Source organism: Saccharopolyspora sp. SCSIO 74807 (genome assembly GCF_037023755.1).
Taxonomy (GTDB): Bacteria; Actinomycetota; Actinomycetes; order Mycobacteriales; family Pseudonocardiaceae; genus Saccharopolyspora_C; species Saccharopolyspora_C galaxeae.
Window position 1 is genome coordinate 424,312 of sequence record NZ_CP146100.1, and the last position, 14,963, is coordinate 439,274.

General features: G+C 70.7%; 13 protein-coding genes. 8 read left to right on the top strand and 5 right to left on the bottom strand.

Going from position 1 to position 14,963, the window contains the following annotated elements:
• The first annotated feature begins 36 nt into the window (after nucleotides 1-36).
• Nucleotides 37-663, top strand: coding sequence for an SRPBCC family protein (locus V1457_RS01915; RefSeq protein ID WP_338599542.1), 627 nt, complete (start codon nucleotides 37-39; stop codon nucleotides 661-663).
• Between the two features lie 22 nt (nucleotides 664-685).
• On the opposite strand, the gene V1457_RS01920 is transcribed toward V1457_RS01915, so the two are convergent.
• Both V1457_RS01920 and V1457_RS01925 read right to left on the bottom strand, forming a co-directional pair.
• Nucleotides 686-1,531, bottom strand: coding sequence for a 1-acyl-sn-glycerol-3-phosphate acyltransferase (locus V1457_RS01920; protein WP_200070263.1), 846 nt, complete (start codon nucleotides 1,529-1,531; stop codon nucleotides 686-688).
• Nucleotides 1,528-2,307, bottom strand: coding sequence for a GNAT family N-acetyltransferase (locus V1457_RS01925; RefSeq protein WP_200070264.1), 780 nt, complete (start codon nucleotides 2,305-2,307; stop codon nucleotides 1,528-1,530). The genes V1457_RS01920 and V1457_RS01925 overlap by 4 nt, the downstream gene beginning before the upstream one ends.
• A 214-nt stretch (nucleotides 2,308-2,521) precedes the next feature.
• Here V1457_RS01925 and rnhA point away from each other — a divergent pair, with 214 nt between their 5' ends.
• The 4 genes from rnhA to V1457_RS01945 all read left to right on the top strand — a co-directional run bounded on the left by rnhA (nucleotide 2,522) and on the right by V1457_RS01945 (nucleotide 4,892).
• On the top strand, nucleotides 2,522-2,989 hold the full coding sequence (gene rnhA / locus V1457_RS01930; RefSeq protein WP_295144315.1) for a ribonuclease HI: 468 nt from the start codon (nucleotides 2,522-2,524) through the stop codon (nucleotides 2,987-2,989).
• Between the two features lie 198 nt (nucleotides 2,990-3,187).
• Complete coding sequence (locus V1457_RS01935) at nucleotides 3,188-3,325, top strand: hypothetical protein (RefSeq protein WP_338599550.1); 138 nt, start codon at nucleotides 3,188-3,190, stop codon at nucleotides 3,323-3,325.
• 25 nt (nucleotides 3,326-3,350) lie between these two features.
• Complete coding sequence (locus V1457_RS01940; protein WP_338599553.1) at nucleotides 3,351-3,482, top strand: hypothetical protein; 132 nt, start codon at nucleotides 3,351-3,353, stop codon at nucleotides 3,480-3,482.
• A gap of 168 nt (nucleotides 3,483-3,650) precedes the next feature.
• Complete coding sequence (locus V1457_RS01945; RefSeq protein ID WP_338599556.1) at nucleotides 3,651-4,892, top strand: YcaO-like family protein; 1,242 nt, start codon at nucleotides 3,651-3,653, stop codon at nucleotides 4,890-4,892.
• 55 nt (nucleotides 4,893-4,947) lie between these two features.
• Here V1457_RS01945 and V1457_RS01950 read toward each other — a convergent pair whose 3' ends face one another.
• Complete coding sequence (locus V1457_RS01950) at nucleotides 4,948-5,907, bottom strand: electron transfer flavoprotein subunit alpha/FixB family protein (RefSeq protein ID WP_338599559.1); 960 nt, start codon at nucleotides 5,905-5,907, stop codon at nucleotides 4,948-4,950.
• Nucleotides 5,908-5,938: 31 nt separating this feature from the next.
• A complete protein-coding gene (locus V1457_RS01955) occupies nucleotides 5,939-6,721 on the bottom strand; it encodes an electron transfer flavoprotein subunit beta/FixA family protein (RefSeq protein ID WP_200070269.1) in 783 nt (260 codons plus the stop codon).
• Between the two features lie 283 nt (nucleotides 6,722-7,004).
• Here V1457_RS01955 and V1457_RS01960 point away from each other — a divergent pair, with 283 nt between their 5' ends.
• From V1457_RS01960 to V1457_RS01970, 3 genes are all read left to right on the top strand, one after another.
• Nucleotides 7,005-7,850, top strand: a complete 846-nt coding sequence (locus V1457_RS01960; protein ID WP_338599563.1) for a DegV family protein — start codon at nucleotides 7,005-7,007, stop codon at nucleotides 7,848-7,850.
• A 55-nt stretch (nucleotides 7,851-7,905) separates the two neighbouring features.
• The gene (locus tag V1457_RS01965) at nucleotides 7,906-9,387 is read left to right on the top strand and encodes a glycoside hydrolase family 57 protein (protein ID WP_338599566.1); all 1,482 of its coding nucleotides are present in this window, start codon (nucleotides 7,906-7,908) and stop codon (nucleotides 9,385-9,387) included.
• A gap of 86 nt (nucleotides 9,388-9,473) precedes the next feature.
• Nucleotides 9,474-10,718 carry a glycosyltransferase family 4 protein gene (locus V1457_RS01970; protein WP_338599569.1) on the top strand — a complete coding sequence of 415 codons (1,245 nt, stop codon included), beginning with the start codon at nucleotides 9,474-9,476 and terminating at the stop codon, nucleotides 10,716-10,718.
• Between the two features lie 127 nt (nucleotides 10,719-10,845).
• Here the strand turns inward: V1457_RS01970 and hrpA are convergent, their stop codons facing one another.
• Nucleotides 10,846-14,808 (bottom strand): ATP-dependent RNA helicase HrpA, encoded by a 3,963-nt coding sequence (hrpA, locus tag V1457_RS01975; protein ID WP_338599572.1) that lies wholly within the window; start codon nucleotides 14,806-14,808, stop codon nucleotides 10,846-10,848.
• Between the last annotated feature and the right edge of the window lie 155 nt (nucleotides 14,809-14,963).

A 14,963-nucleotide genomic window follows, 5' to 3' on the forward strand; every position in this document is an offset into this window, starting at 1 on the left:
GCCCGGGATGCGCACTTTCGGCGAAGGAGAGCACCGATGCCCGAGGTCGAGCAGCAGATCAATGCCGTCACCCGCACGGTGGGCACTCGCGAACTCGAAGCAGGCACGGCGAACGTCGTGACGATCGCGCAGAGCTGCCCGGCGCCCGTGGCGGACGTCTGGGACGCCTGCACCAACGCCGAGCGGATTCCCCGGTGGTTCGCGCCGATCAGCGGGGATCTGCGGGAAGGCGGCCGCTACCAGCTGGAGGGCAACGCGGGCGGCACGGTGCAGCGCTGCGACCCGCCGAACGGCTTCGACGCGACCTGGGAGTTCGGCGGCGCGACGAGCTGGATCGAGGTGCGGCTGACCGCCGAGGACGCGAGCAGCACGCGGATGGAGCTGCGCCACATCGAACTCGACAACGACAACTGGGCCGAGTACGGGCCGGGAGCCGTGGGCGTCGGCTGGGACATGGGGCTGCTCGGGCTCGCGGTGCACTTCACCGGCGACGCGGCGTACGGGGCGGAATGGATCGGGTCCGCGGAGGGCAGCCGGTTCGCGTGGCTCAGCAGCAAGGCGTGGTGCGCGGCGAACATCGCCGCCGGAACGCCGGAGGCGCAGGCCACGGCGTGCGCGGATCGCACGACGGCGGCCTACACCGCACCGCCGGAAGGGTCCTGAGCCCGCGGGTGACCGCCCGGGCTCACGCCGCCGCGGGCTGCGGCAGGTGCGGGAGGTGCGGCTCGGCGGGTGCGGTGACCTCTGCCACGGCGCGTTCGGTGCGGCGAGCCAGTTCCCGGCGATCGCCAACCGCGGCCGCGTCCATCTCGGGCAGCAGCGACAGCTCCACCACCAGATCCCGGACCCGGGCCACCGCGAGCACGGATTCCAGCAGCGTCGCCTCGCCGACGAACGCCGCAGCGGTCGTCGGCCGCCCACCGGCGCTGAACCGCAGCGCCACCGGCTGCACCGGCACCCGAGCGTCCACCGCCGCCTGGAACACCGCGGGCCGGTACCTGCCGGACGCGAGACCGCACCACGTGGTGCCTTCCGGGAAGGCTCCGACCACGGCGCCGCCGCGCAGTGAGTCGGCGATCGTGCGCACCGCCCCGGGCAGCGCGGACAACCGCTCCCGGTCGATGTAGAGGGTGCCGACGCGCCCGGCCAGCGGCCCGATCACCGGCCAGGACCGCACCTCGGTCTTGGCCAGCAGCCGCATCGGGCGCACCGCCATCAGCGCGACCACGTCGAGCCACGAGACGTGGTTGGTGACCACCAACGCCCCGGAATCGAGCCGGTGCTCACCGCGCACCGCGAACCGGATGCCCAGCACCCGCAGCAGCGCCCGGAACCACGACCGCACCAGCGCAGTGCGCGCGGACCGCCACAGCAGCGCGAACACCACCGCGACCCCGATGCCCGCGAGCATCAGCCCGGCGGCCCCGGCCAGCCGCAGCGCCACGCGGTGCGTTCCCGCGCGGCGCACCGACCCCGGCCTGGGCAGGCAGCCCGGGCCGCACGGCGAATCCGGCGCCCATCTGTGCGTCATGCCGCGGCACCGAGGAAGAACCGCAGGTAGCGCGGGTCGATCCGGGTGAAGTCGAGCAGCACGAAGAAGTCCGCGACCCCGAACTCCGGGTCGTGCGCGGGCCGCCCGCACACCTGCGCGCCGAGCCGCAGGTAGCCCTTCAGCAGCGGGGGCAGCGGACCGCGGTGGGTGCGCTCGACGGGTTCCGGGTTCCACGGCAGGTACGGCTGCACCCGCGAGTCCTCCGGCGCGTAGTGCTTCGCCGAAACCGTGTCCCACACCTTCGCCGCGAGCGCGCCGCCGTCGTCCAGCGGCACCGAGGCGCACCCGGCGAGCCAGGTGTGCCCGTGGAGCAGCATGTAGCGGGCGATTCCGGCCCACACCAGGCTCACCACGCCGCCGGTTCGGTGGTCGCGGTGCACGCAGGAACGGCCGGTTTCCACCAGGGCGGGGCGCAGTTCCCCGAGCGCGGACAGGTCGAACTCGGTCTCGGAGTAGAGCCCGCCCGCTTCCCGAGCGCGCTCCGGCGGCAGCATCCGGTAGGTGCCGACGACTTCGCCGGTGCGGTCGTCGCGGACGATCAGGTGGTCGCAGTGCTCGTCGAACGGATCGGTCTCCACGCCCGGCGCGTCGCCGTGCACGGTGGCGCCCATCTCTTCGGCGAACACTTCGTAGCGCAGCCGCTGCGCGGCCCGCACCTCGTCGCTGTCCCGGGCCACGAGCAGCGAATAGGGAGTGGTGGCAGTGGTCGGAGATCCCGCTGGAGCGGTGCTGGCAAGCAGCGTCGACTCGGACATGCCCGCAGGTGTATCGCCGCGCGCAGAAAGCGCAGTAGGACCGCTGAGGACACGCAATAGGAATTTTCGGTGAATGCCCGGTACTTACCGCACTGGCCTGCCCTGACCGGCCCAACGAACACCGCATCCCGGAAGTTCCCGCGCCCCCGGAGACTTCGCGGTCCGCGGGTGACCTGGGTGCCGGGCGGGTGCGATGGCGCGCTAGGTTGCGGGAATGCCGCAGCGGGACGAGACCGGGACGCAGGACTGCGTCGAGTTGTTCACCGATGGCGCGTGCAGCGGCAATCCCGGCCCGGGCGGCTGGGGCGTGGTGCTGCGCTACGGCACGCACGAGCGCGAGCTCCACGGCGGTGAGCCGGGCACCACGAACAACAAGATGGAACTCACCGCGGTCATCGAAGGGCTCGCGGCGCTGACCCGCCCGATGCCGGTGGTGCTGGTGCACACCGACAGCACCTACGTGCTCAAGGGCATCACCGAATGGCTCGCGGGCTGGAAGCGCAACGGCTGGAAGACCGCGTCCAAGCAGCCGGTGAAGAACGCCGAGCTCTGGCAACGGCTGGAAGCCGAAGCGCAGCGGCACGGCACCGTCGAGTGGAACTGGGTCAAGGGCCACGCCGGGCACCCGGAGAACGAGCGCGCCGACAAGCTCGCCTGCCGCGGCCGCGACGAGAATCGCTGAGAACTCGCACCGGCGCGGAATTTCGCGCGCCGCAACGGATTCGGCAGAATCGAACCGAAAACAGCACATTTGCGGAATGTGCTACTTCCGTCGTAGCCCATCCGAATGCGCCCCGTTGACGCGATCTCGCCCACCCGCGCAAACTCCGAATGCGCACAATGGGCTCATCGCCCGCGTCGACCCCGCAACGGAGGAAAAATGGGTGTTCTCATTGCCAAGGATATTGCCGCCGCACGAGCGGAAAAGCTCGAACTGTCGAAGGCCGAGCAGCAGGTGATCACCCAGATCGTCGGCGAGCAGCAGGGCCGGCAGCAGACCACCGCAGCAAAGCGCTGAGACCGCGGGACCGCAAGGAGGAAAAATGGGCGGCCGCCTCCCGAAGGAGTTGTACTCGGCACGCACGGACAAGCTCGAACTGTCGAAGTCCGAGCAGCAGGTGATCGCGCACCTCGTTCGCGAGCACCAGCAGCGGACCGGCGCAGCAAAGCGCTGACGACGTGGGCACCCGGCGCAAGCGGCACACCTCGCCGGGTGCCCGGCCGAAATCCACCACGCAGCCGACCGTGCGGTTTCAGCAACGATTCCTGTTCAGCGCGAACGAATTGTCCGCGAATCGCTTGCACCGCTCCCACGAACACTCGATCAAAAGCGAGGCGTTGCATTGCGCACCATCGACGGAGATCAGCACGCGCAAGCCGGTGAGCGGTCCTGCGACTGGCGGACGGCGCTGTCGAACGGCGAGCGAGCCGTCCGGCGGTTCGGGTGGACCGCAGAACTCAACCCGCTCGGCGATGACCCCGCGCTGTGGCGGTGCGTCCTGCACGACCGCAACGGCGAGCCGGTGCCGAGCGGAGCCGGCTCCGGCAAGGGATACCGGCTGCCCGCCCAGGTCGGGGCGATCTTCGAGGCGCTGGAGCACCACTTCGGCCGCGAGCAGCACAAGACCCCCGACATCGTCCTGCGCCCAGCGCGCGAAGCCGCCACCGAGCTGACCGGTGATGTCGTGGGCGCCCGCCTCGCGGAAGGCCCCGACGAGCCGATCGCCTGCCTGCCGTTCCGGAACCTGCCCGACGACGCGGCGACCCTGCTGCCGGTGTTCCTGACGTCTCCCGACTACGTCAGCGACGCCTTCGAGCCGGAACGCCGCGAACTCGGCGACACCTACGACTACGCGGGCGTGCTGCGCTATTCGCTCAACAGCGGCTGCGCGGCGGGTTCCACGCGGGAAGAGGCCACCGTCCACGCGATCAACGAGATCGTGGAGCGCGACGCCTTCTCGCTGATGCTGATCAACACGTTCCTCGCCGCAAGCCCGGCGCCGCTGACCGTCGTCGACCCCGCGACCCTTCCCGACAACCTCGCCGAACTGCACGGGATCGCGCAGCAACGCAGCGGCGGGAGCGTGCAGCTCGTCGACATGACGACGAGCCTCGGAATCCCCGCCGTGCTCGCTTACCTCCCGCCGCAGCCCGGTGAACCGGCGCGAGTGCGCGGCGCAGGCGCGTCGTTGTCCCGCGAGCACGCCATCCGGCGGGCGCTGACCGAACTGCTGCAACTCATGGCGGGCAGCACGCAACGAGGGGACGAGGACGAGGAACGGGACTGGACCGCCGAATACCCGCCGTTCCACGACTGCTACCTGATGAACCTCGGCCCGAAGCTGCTCGAAGCCGAGGTGATGCGGTACGCACCGACCGCCGCCCCGGGCTCTCCGGGCGGCCACCTGGAACGGCTCGTTCGCATCCTCACCTCGCACGGCTTCACCCCGCTCGTGCGCGAGCTGCACACCAGCGCGGAGCTGACCGTGGTCAGCACCGTCGTGCCAGGACTCGAACGCTTCATGGTGATCACCGACGGCCAACTGGTCGTTCCCGGTCCGCGCGGGCTCGCCGCCCGGCCCTGAGACGAAAAAGCGGGCCGCGCCCGAATGGACGCGGCCCGCCGAAGCGTTCGAGCGCTCAGCCCTTGCGCTTGCCGACCTCCTCGGTCAGCTGCGGGGCGACCTTGAACAGGTCGCCGACCACGCCGTAGTCGGCGATCTCGAAGATCGGGGCCTCGGCGTCCTTGTTGACCGCCACGATCGTCTTCGAGGTCTGCATCCCGGCGCGGTGCTGGATCGCACCCGAGATGCCCAGCGCGATGTACAGCTGCGGCGACACGGTCTTGCCGGTCTGGCCGACCTGGAACTGGTGCGGGTAGTAACCGGAGTCCACCGCCGCGCGCGAGGCGCCCACCGCGGCACCCAGCGAGTCGGCGAGGGTCTCCACGACCTCGAACGACTCGGCCGAACCGACACCGCGACCACCGGAGACGACCACGCTGGCCTCGGTCAGCTCGGGCCGGTCCCCGGCCTCCACCGGCTGCGTACCGGTGATCTTCGCGTTCTTCGAACCGTCCAGCGCGGGCACCTCGACGGCCTGCTCCGCACCGGCACCGGCGGTCGCCTCGGCGTCCACGCTGCCCGGCAGCACGGTGACCACCGGCGTACCGGAGGCGACCTTGGCCTTGGCGTTGTAGGTACCGCCGAACAGCGAGTGGCTGCCCACGCCGTCGCCGTCGATGTCGACGACCTCGGACAGCAGACCGGAGCCGAGCTTGACCGCGAGCCGCCCGGCGATCTCCTTGCCGTCCACCGAACCCGGCACCAGCACCGCGGCCGGCGACGCCGAACCCACCAGCGAGGCCAGCACCTCCACCGACGGGGTCACCAGGTAGCCGCCCGCGTCCGCGGACTCGGCGACGTAGACCTTCTCCGCGCCCTGCGACGCCAGCGCGCCCTTGAGCTTGTCGGCGGTGCCCGGCTCACCGACCACCACCGCCGACGGCTCACCGATACGCCGCGCCGCGGTCAGCAGCTCGGCGGTGACCTTCTTCACCTCGCCACCGGCGTGGTCGACGAGGACCAGAACCTCAGACATGACTTTGACTCTCCTCGCGAAACCAGTGGACTCAGACGAGCTTCTCGGCGGCCAGGAACTCGACGATCTTGGTGCCGCCGTCGCCCTCGTCGTTGACGCGCTGACCGGCTTCCTTCGGCGGCTTCGGCGCGGACTCGGTCACCTGCGAACCGGCGTTGGCCAGCCCGACCTCGGACGGGTCGATGCCCGCGTCGGCCAGCGTCAGCGCGGAGACCGGCTTCTTCTTGGCCGCCATGATGCCCTTGAACGAGGGGTAGCGCGGCTCGTTGATCTTCTCGGTGACCGACACGACCGCGGGCAGGTTCGCCTCCAGGCTCACCACACCGGCGTCGGTCTCGCGCTCGATGCTCACGGTCGAACCGTCGGTGGAGACCTTGCGGGCGTAGGTCAGCTGCGGCTGCCCCAGCAGCTCGGCCAGCATCGCCGGGACCGCGCCCACGCGGCCGTCGGTGGCCTCGTTGCCCGCGATCACCAGGTCCACCGACTCGACGGTGCCGATGACCTTGGCCAGCGCCTTCGCGGTCTGCACCGCGTCGGAGCCGTGCAGCGCCTCGTCGGACAGGTGGATCGCCTTGTCCGCACCCATCGACAGCGCCTTGCGGATGGCGTCGGTCGCGCGATCCGGACCCATGCACACGGCGGTCACCTCGCCGCCCTGGGCCTCCTTGATCAGCAGTGCCTCTTCCACCGCACGTTCGTTGATCTCATCCAGCACGGCGTCCGCCGACTCGCGGTCGAGCGTGTGGTCGGAGTCAGCGAGTTTGCGCTCGGACCACGTATCGGGCACCTGCTTCACCAGGACGACGATGTTCATGGGTCCTCTTCGACCTCCTGCGGACTGACGACGACTCATACGTGCTTGCGGGGTTCCGGCCGACGGTTGCGCATCGTTACCGGGAAGTTCGACCTTGCCACGTCACAGTGTCGGTGGCACAGTGACGCCAACCACCCCGGATGTTACTTGTCGGTAGCCCCGGTGCAACCAGCGTATCCCGTGACAGTACTCACTTACTCCGTCGACTCCGATACCGCGGTGAGTACCGCCACCTACAGAAACCACATCCAGAAGCGAACATCTCGGGACTAGCCTGCACGCCATGAACAACCGCGTCGCCCTCGTGACGGACTCGACCGCTTCGATCCCGGTCGATGTCGCCGACAAACTGGGGATCTGCGTCGTACAGCTCGAATTGAAGCTCGGCGAGCTGGAGAACGACGAACGCCGAATCCCGCACCCCGACCTGGCGCAGGCCATGCGCGACGGCGTCGCGGTCGAGACCAGCCCTCCCCCGCCGCCCGCCTTCTTCTGGAACTACACCGACGCGGTCTCGGCGGGCGTCGAGTCGATCGTGTCGGTGCACATCTCCGAAGGTCTCTCGCAGACCTGCGACTCCGCGCGCAACGCCGCCGCCGAGATCAACCTGCCGGTGTACGTGGTGGACTCCCGGCTGTGCGGGCTGGGAATCGGTTACCCGGTGATCGCCGCCGCCGAAGCCGCGGCGGCCGGGGCGGGTACCCAGGGCGTGCTCTCGGTGCTGGACCGGCGGCTGCGCAGCACCACGCAGATGATCTACGTGGACACCTTGGAGTACCTGCGCCGCAGCGGGCGCGTCGGCCGGGCGCAAGCGCTGCTGGGCAGCGCCCTGTCGATCAAACCGGTGCTGGTGCTGCGGGAAGGCGTCCTGGAACCGATGGTCAAGGGCCGCGGCCCGGACCGGGCGCTGAAGAAGGCCGTGCGGCAGGCCGCGCAGCGCGCCGGGAACGGGCCGGTCGACATCGGCATCGAGCACTTCCAGTACGCCGACCGCGCCAACGAGGTGGCCGAGCAGTTGCGCGCCGCGGTACCGCAGGCGCGGCGGGTCGTGATCGCCGAGACCAGCGCGATCATCGGCGCGCACGCCGGACCTGGCGCGCTCGGCCTCACGGTCTCGCCGGTGGTGTGAACGCACTCGCCGGTCGCTCGCGGCGGCGCTGCTGCGGCGGTCGTAGTGTCGCCGCGTGACCGAACCGATCGGCGCGTTCTGCCTGGTGTTGCACAGCCATCTGCCGTGGCTCGCCGGGCATGGCAGCTGGCCGGTCGGAGAGGAATGGCTGCACCAGGCGTGGGCGCACTGCTACCTGCCGCTGGCGGGGATGCTGGAGCGCTTCGCCGCCGAAGGCCGCCGGGACGTGCTCACGCTGGGGATCACACCGTCGCTGGCCGCGGGGCTGGACGATCCGCGCTGCCTGCGGTCCTTCCACCACTGGCTGGGGAATTGGCGGCTGCGCAGCCACGAAGCGGCGGCGCGCTGGCGCGGCGACCCGGTGCTGCGGGAACTGGCCGCGGCCGAGCACCGCGCCGCGGGTGAGCGGCTGGCCGAGTTCGGGGCGCGGTGGCGGCACGGCGCTTCGCCGGTGCTGCGGCCGCTGATCGAGTCCGGGACGGTCGAACTGCTCGGTGGTCCCGCCACGCATCCCTTCCAGCCAATGCTCGAACCGGAAATGCGGGATTTCGCGCTGCAGATCGGACTGAACGACGCAGAACTGCGATGGGGCGTGCGGCCGGACGGAATCTGGGCGCCGGAATGCGCGCACCGGCCCGGAATGGAGCGGGAGTACGCGGCGGCCGGGGTGCGGCGATTCCTGGTGGACGGCGGCGCGCTGGAGGATGTTTCGGTGGCGCACCCGGTCGGCGGCGATGTGCTGTGCTTCGGCCGCGACGTCGCGCTCAGCGAGGAGGTTTGGTCGGCCACCGGCTATCCGGCGCATTCCGACTATCGCGACTTCCACACGTTCGACCACGCCGTGGGGCTCAAACCGGCGCGGATCACCGGGCGCGACGTGGATCCCGGGGACAAGGAGCCGTACGACCCGGCGCGAGCCGCCGCGGCGGTCGACGGCCACGCTCGCGAGTTCGTCTCAGCGGTCACGAACCGGTTGGCGCAGCGCGGCGGGCTGGTCGTGGCGGCCTTCGACACCGAGCTGTTCGGGCACTGGTGGTTCGAGGGTCCGTCATGGCTGGAGAAGGTGCTGCGCGCGTTGCCTGCGGCGGGAGTGCGCGTGACGACGCTGCGCGGGGCCGTGCAAGCCGGTCACGTCGGTGCGCCGGTGCAGTTGCCGGAAACCTCGTGGGGCGTGGGCAACGACTGGCGGACGTGGTGCGGCGACGCGGTCTCCGACATCGCCGAGGCGAACCGGGCGCTGCAGGAACGGGCGCTGCGGCACCTGCGGCGCGTTCCCGGCTCAGCAGCGCGCGATCCGGTGCGGGACCAGTTGTTGCGCGAGGTGCTGCTGGCGCTGGCAAGCGACTGGGCGTTCATGATCAGCCACGAGACCGGTGCGGATTACGCGCGCGGGCGCGCGCGGCTGCACGCGGCACGGGCGCACCGGCTCGTCGATCTGGTGGAGCGCGGTGCGCACGCCGAAGCGGCCGGGTTCGCTCGCGGGCTCCGGTCGCAGGACGGGATCTTCGGGCACCTCGACGCACGCTCGTTGCGGTAGCGCCCGCGCGGATCGAGTGATCATGCGCGGCCGGGCCCGGCGTGCAAACGTCCTGTTCCGGGAGCTGCCGGAAGGAATCTCACCTCATGCGCGTGCTGATGCTGTCCTGGGAATACCCGCCGGTCGTCGTCGGCGGACTCGGCCGCCACGTGCACGCGCTGGCCCGGCACCTCGCCGCGCAGGGCCACGAAGTCGTCGTGCTGTGCAGGCAGGCCGGCGGCACGGACGCCTCGACGCATCCCGGTACCGACGCGGTCGCCGATGGCGTGCGGCTGGTGCGGGCCGCCGAGGACCCGCCGCACCTGACCTTCGAGCACGACCTGGTGGCGTGGACGCTGGCGATGGGTCACGCCATGCTCCGCGCCGGCTACCGGTTGCTGCGGGAATGGTGCCCGGACGTGGTGCACGCGCACGACTGGCTGGTCACGCACCCGGCGATCGCGCTCGCCGACGCCTGCTCGGTGCCGCTGGTGGCGACCGTGCACGCCACCGAAGCGGGCAGGCACGGCGGCTGGCTCTCGCAGAGCCACAACCGGCAGATCCATTCCGTGGAGTGGTGGCTGGCGCAGCGCGCGGACGCGCTGATCACTTGCTCGGCGGCGATGCGCGACGAGGTCAGCGCGCTGTTCGAGCTGCCGCCGGAGCGGATCACCGTGCTGCACAACGGAATCGAGCCGCGCACCTGGGAGGTGCCGGAGCACGCGGTGGCGGCCGCGCGGGCCGGGCGCGGGCGGTCTCCGCTGCTGCTGCACTTCGGCCGCCTGGAGTTCGAGAAGGGCGTGCAGGACCTGCTGGCCGCGCTGCCGCTGATCCGGCAGCGCCACCGCGGAACCGAACTGGTCATCGCCGGACGCGGCAGCTACCAGAGTCGGCTGCGGGAGCGGGCCGACGAGCTCGGCGTCTCCGCGCGGTTCGCCGGGAACCTGCCCGACACGGACCTCGCCGCGCTGCTGGCCGCTGCGGACGCGGTCGTGCTGCCGAGCCGGTACGAGCCGTTCGGGGTCGTGGCGCTGGAAGCCGCCGCGGCCGGGACGCCGCTGGTGGCCTCCACGGCAGGCGGGCTCGGCGAACTGGTGGTGGATGGGCGCACCGGCGTGACGTTCCCGCCCGCTGCGCCCGAGCGGCTGGCGGACGCGGTGAGCCGGGTGCTGGCCGATCCGGCGGCCGCGCGAATCCGGGCGCGGCGGGCGAAGTCCCGGCTGCGCAACGACTTCGACTGGCACACCATCGCCGCAGGCACCGCCGCGGTCTACGCAGCCGCGGTCCCCGGCGCACACCCCGCGCTGGCCCGCCCCAAGATCGCGACCGGCAACGTCCTCGACCGCCGCTGATTCCGGCCACTCCCCCGTGTCGCCACTCGATCTTTCCGAGTGAACGGACCATTCGTCCGATCTATTTCGCTCCCGGTGGTAGGCGTTCTGTTGAATGGCGGCGGGGCGTGTCGGGCGGCGAAGCCGGTCAGCGGGTGAGTTCGTCCAAGGCGCGGTGGATGCGTTTGGCGGAGATGGGGTGCGGGGTGCCGAGGGATTGGGCGAACAGCGAGACCCGGAACTCCTCGATCATCCAGCCGACCCGCAGGAGCTCCTCGCCCGGCGAGCGCCCGGCGGGCAGTGCGTCGAGCGCGTCCCGGTAGCGCTCCTGCACGTCGTCGACGTGCGCGAGCCGGTCCCGGTCGCGCTGCGGATGGTGCTGCACCTTCTCCAGCCGCTGCTCGAGAGCCCGCAGGTAGCGCTCCACGTCCGGCAACCGGTCCCAGCCGAACTCGGTGACGAAACCGGGATGCAGCAACCCTTCCAGCTGTTCCTTGACATCGGCCAGCGACTCCGCGGGCATCGACCGGGACCGTTCGGCAAGCGCCGAATCGACCCGCTGCGCCACCGCGAGCACCCGCTCGGTCCTGGCAGCCGCGTCCGCGGCGACCTCGCCGAGCCTGCCGCGCACCCGCTCCTGCAGCGCGGCGAAACCGCTCTGCGTCCACACCGGACCACCGGCGTCCGCGACGAGTTTGTCGACCGCGGCGCTGCGGCAGTCTTCGAGCACCTGCACCACATCGCCGTGCGGTGCGGCGCTGAGCACCAGCCGGGTGCGCGGGCTCATGCCGCGCTGCAACGACTTCACCGGCGACGGCAGGTTCAGCAGCAGCAGCTTGCGGGTGCCCTGCCACAGCGCGCGGCGCTGCTCGTGCTCGGTGTCGAACATCCGGACCGCGACGCTGTCCCCTTCGTCCACAAGGGACGGGTAGGCTTTCACCGCGTTGCCGCCGCGGTCCTTCTCGAAGGTCTGCGGAAGTTCGCCGAAGTCCCACGAACGCACCCCGGAGCGCTCCACCGAGTCGGCGGCCGCGGAGATCTCCGCGCGCAACTTCGGCCGCAACCGGCGCTTGAGCTCGCCGAGGTCCTTGGATTCCCCGGCCTTGCCGCCCTTTCCGTCGATGACGCGGAAGGTCATCTTCAGGTGCTCGGGCACCGAGTCGAAGTCGAAGTCCTGCGGCGCAACGGTCACGCCGGTCATCCGGCGCAGCTGCTCGGCCAGCGCGTCCGGCAGCGGCGCCGCCATCACCGGCATCCGGTCCAGCGCGGCCCGCGCGTGGTCGGGAACCGGAACGAAGTTGCGGCGCAACGACTTCGGCAGCGACTTCAGCAGCGCCACCACCAATTCCTCGCGCAACCCCGGGATCTGCCAGTCGAACCCGGCCGGTTCGATCTGGTTGAGCACCGGCAGCGGGATGTGCGCGGTGACGCCGTCGGCGTCCGCGCCCGGCTCGAACTGGTAGGTCAGCGCCAGCCGGTGCCCGTCCTGCTGCCAGGTGTCCGGGTAGTCGTGGCCGGTGACCCGCGCGGATTCCTGGTTGATGAGCATGGACTTCTCGAAGTTGAGCAGGTCCGGTTGCTCGCGGCGGGTCTTCTTCCACCAGCTGTCGAAGTGCCGCCCGGAGACCACGTCCGCGCCGACGCGCTGGTCGTAGAACTCGAACAGCGTCTCGTCGTCGACCAGGATGTCCCTGCGGCGGGCGCGTTCCTCCATCGCCTCGACCTCGGCCAGCAGCCTGCGGTTGTCGTGGAAGAACTGGTGATCGGTGTCCCAGTCCCCTTCCACCAGCGCGTGCCGGATGAACAGCTCCCGGCTCAGCTGCGGGTCGACCTTGCCGTAGGTGACCTTGCGGCCCGCCACCAGCGGCACGCCGTAGAGCGTGACCTTCTCGCTGGCCACCACGGCGGCGCGGTTCTTCTCCCAGTGCGGTTCGCTGTAGCTGCGCTTGACCAGGTGCTGGGCCAGCCGCTCGATCCACTCCGGTTCGACCCGGGCTACCACCCGCGCCCACAGCCGGGAGGTCTCCACCAGCTCGGCGGCCATCACCCACTGCGGGGGCTTCTTGAACAGCGAAGAACCGGGGAAGATGGCGAACTTCGCGCTGCGCGCGCCGAGGTATTCGGTGGCGCCGCGCTGCGGTTTGCCGGACTTCTTGTCGGTGTCCTTGAGCCCGATGTGCGACAACAGCCCGGAAAGCAGCGATTGGTGCACGCGCGCGGCGTCGGCGGGCTCGTCGTTGAGCGACATCTCCAGCCCGTTCGCCATCTGCCGCAGCTGCGAGTAGAGGTCCTGCCACTCGCGCACGCGCAGGTAGTTCAGGAATTCCGCCTTGCACAGCTTGCGGAACTGGTTCGACGACAGCTCCCGCTGCCGCTCGCGCAGGTAGCGCCACAGGTGCACGAACGCCAGGAAGTCGGATTCGGAGTCGCTGAACCGGGAATGCTTCTCGCCCGCCGCCTGCTGGTGCTCCGCCGGGCGCTCCCGCGGGTCCTGGATGGACAGTGCAGCGGCGATCACGAGGACCTCGTGCAGGCAGCCGTTGCGCTCGGCTTCCAGCACCATCCGCGCCAGCCGCGGATCGATCGGCAACCGCGCGAGCGTGCGGCCCACCTCGGTCAGCTTGCGGCCGGAACCGTTCTCGCGCCGGGCGTCCTTTTTGGACTCCTGCAGCGCGCCCAGCTCGTGCAGCAGGTGCACGCCGTCGGTGATCTGCCTGCTGTCCGGCGGCTCCACGAACGGGAACGAGCCGATGTCGCCGAGCCCCAGCGAGGTCATCTGCAGGATCACCGAGGCGAGGTTGGTGCGCAGGATCTCCGGATCGGTGAACTCCGGGCGCGCCAAGAAGTCCTGTTCGGAGTACAGCCGGATGCAGATGCCTTCGGACACCCGGCCGCAGCGGCCCTTGCGCTGGTTCGCCGACGCCTGCGAGATCGGCTCGATCGGCAGCCGCTGCACCTTGGTGCGGAAGCTGTAGCGGGAGATCCGCGCGGTTCCCGGGTCGATCACGTACTTGATGCCGGGCACCGTCAGCGACGTCTCCGCGACGTTGGTGGCCAGCACGATCCGGCGGCCGGTGTGCGGCTGGAACGCGCGGTGCTGCTCGGCCGCGGACAGCCGCGCGTACAGCGGAAGCACCTCGGTGTTGCGCAGCCGCAGCTGTTCCAGCGCGTCCGCGGTGTCGCGGATCTCCCGTTCCCCGCTGAGGAACACGAGCACGTCGCCGTCGCCCTCGGCGGACAGTTCGCCGACGGCCTCGCAGATGGCCTGCGGCTGGTCCCGCTCGACGACCGGCTCGTCCGGGTCCGCGGACTCCTCCACCAGCGGCCGGTAGCGCACCTCGACGGGGTAGGTGCGCCCGGAGACCTCCACCACCGGAGCGTCGTCGAAGTGCCGGGAGAACCGGTCCGGGTCGATCGTCGCGGAGGTGATGATCACCTTCAGGTCGGGGCGGCGCGGCAGCAGCTCCTTGAGGTAGCCGAGGATGAAGTCGATGTTCAGGCTGCGCTCGTGCGCCTCGTCGATGATCAGCGTGTCGTACTGCCGCAGCAGCCGGTCGCGCTGGATCTCGGCCAGCAGGATGCCGTCGGTCATCAGCTTGACCAGCGTGGCATCGCCGGTGCGCGCGGTGAACCGCACCTGGTAGCCGACCGCGTCGCCGAGCCCGGTGCCGAGCTCCTCGGCGACCCGCTCGGCCACGGTGCGCGCGGCCAGCCTGCGCGGCTGGGTGTGGCCGATCACGCCCTGCACGCCGCGGCCCAGCTCCAGGCACATCTTGGGGATCTGGGTGGTCTTGCCGGAGCCGGTCTCACCGGCCACGATCACCACCTGGTTGTCCCGGATCGCTTCGAGCAGGTCGTCGCGGCGGGCGCTGACCGGCAGCTGCTCGGGGTAGCTGATCCGCGGCATCGCCGCGCGGCGCTGCTCGACGCGGAGTTCGGCGGCGGCGACGTCGCTGGCGATCTCGTCCGCCACCGAGTCCAGCGCCTGCGCGTCGCGGATCTTGCGCGCGCCCTCGATGCGGCGGCGCAGCCGCTGCTGATCGCCGAACATCAGCCCGGGCAGGCGTTCGCGCAGATCGGCCAGCGGGGAGCTCACAGGTGACTTGCCCATACTTCGTTCCAGGATAGAGAACCGGACCGGGGCGGCGCCTCCGAATAAGGGCTCACTTTGGTCTTGGGTCCTTGTCTTGTCAGCGGCGTAGCCACTGAGCAGTGGTCATGCAAGCAACCGGCACCGCCGCGCGAATCCGTCTCATGAATCCCCGA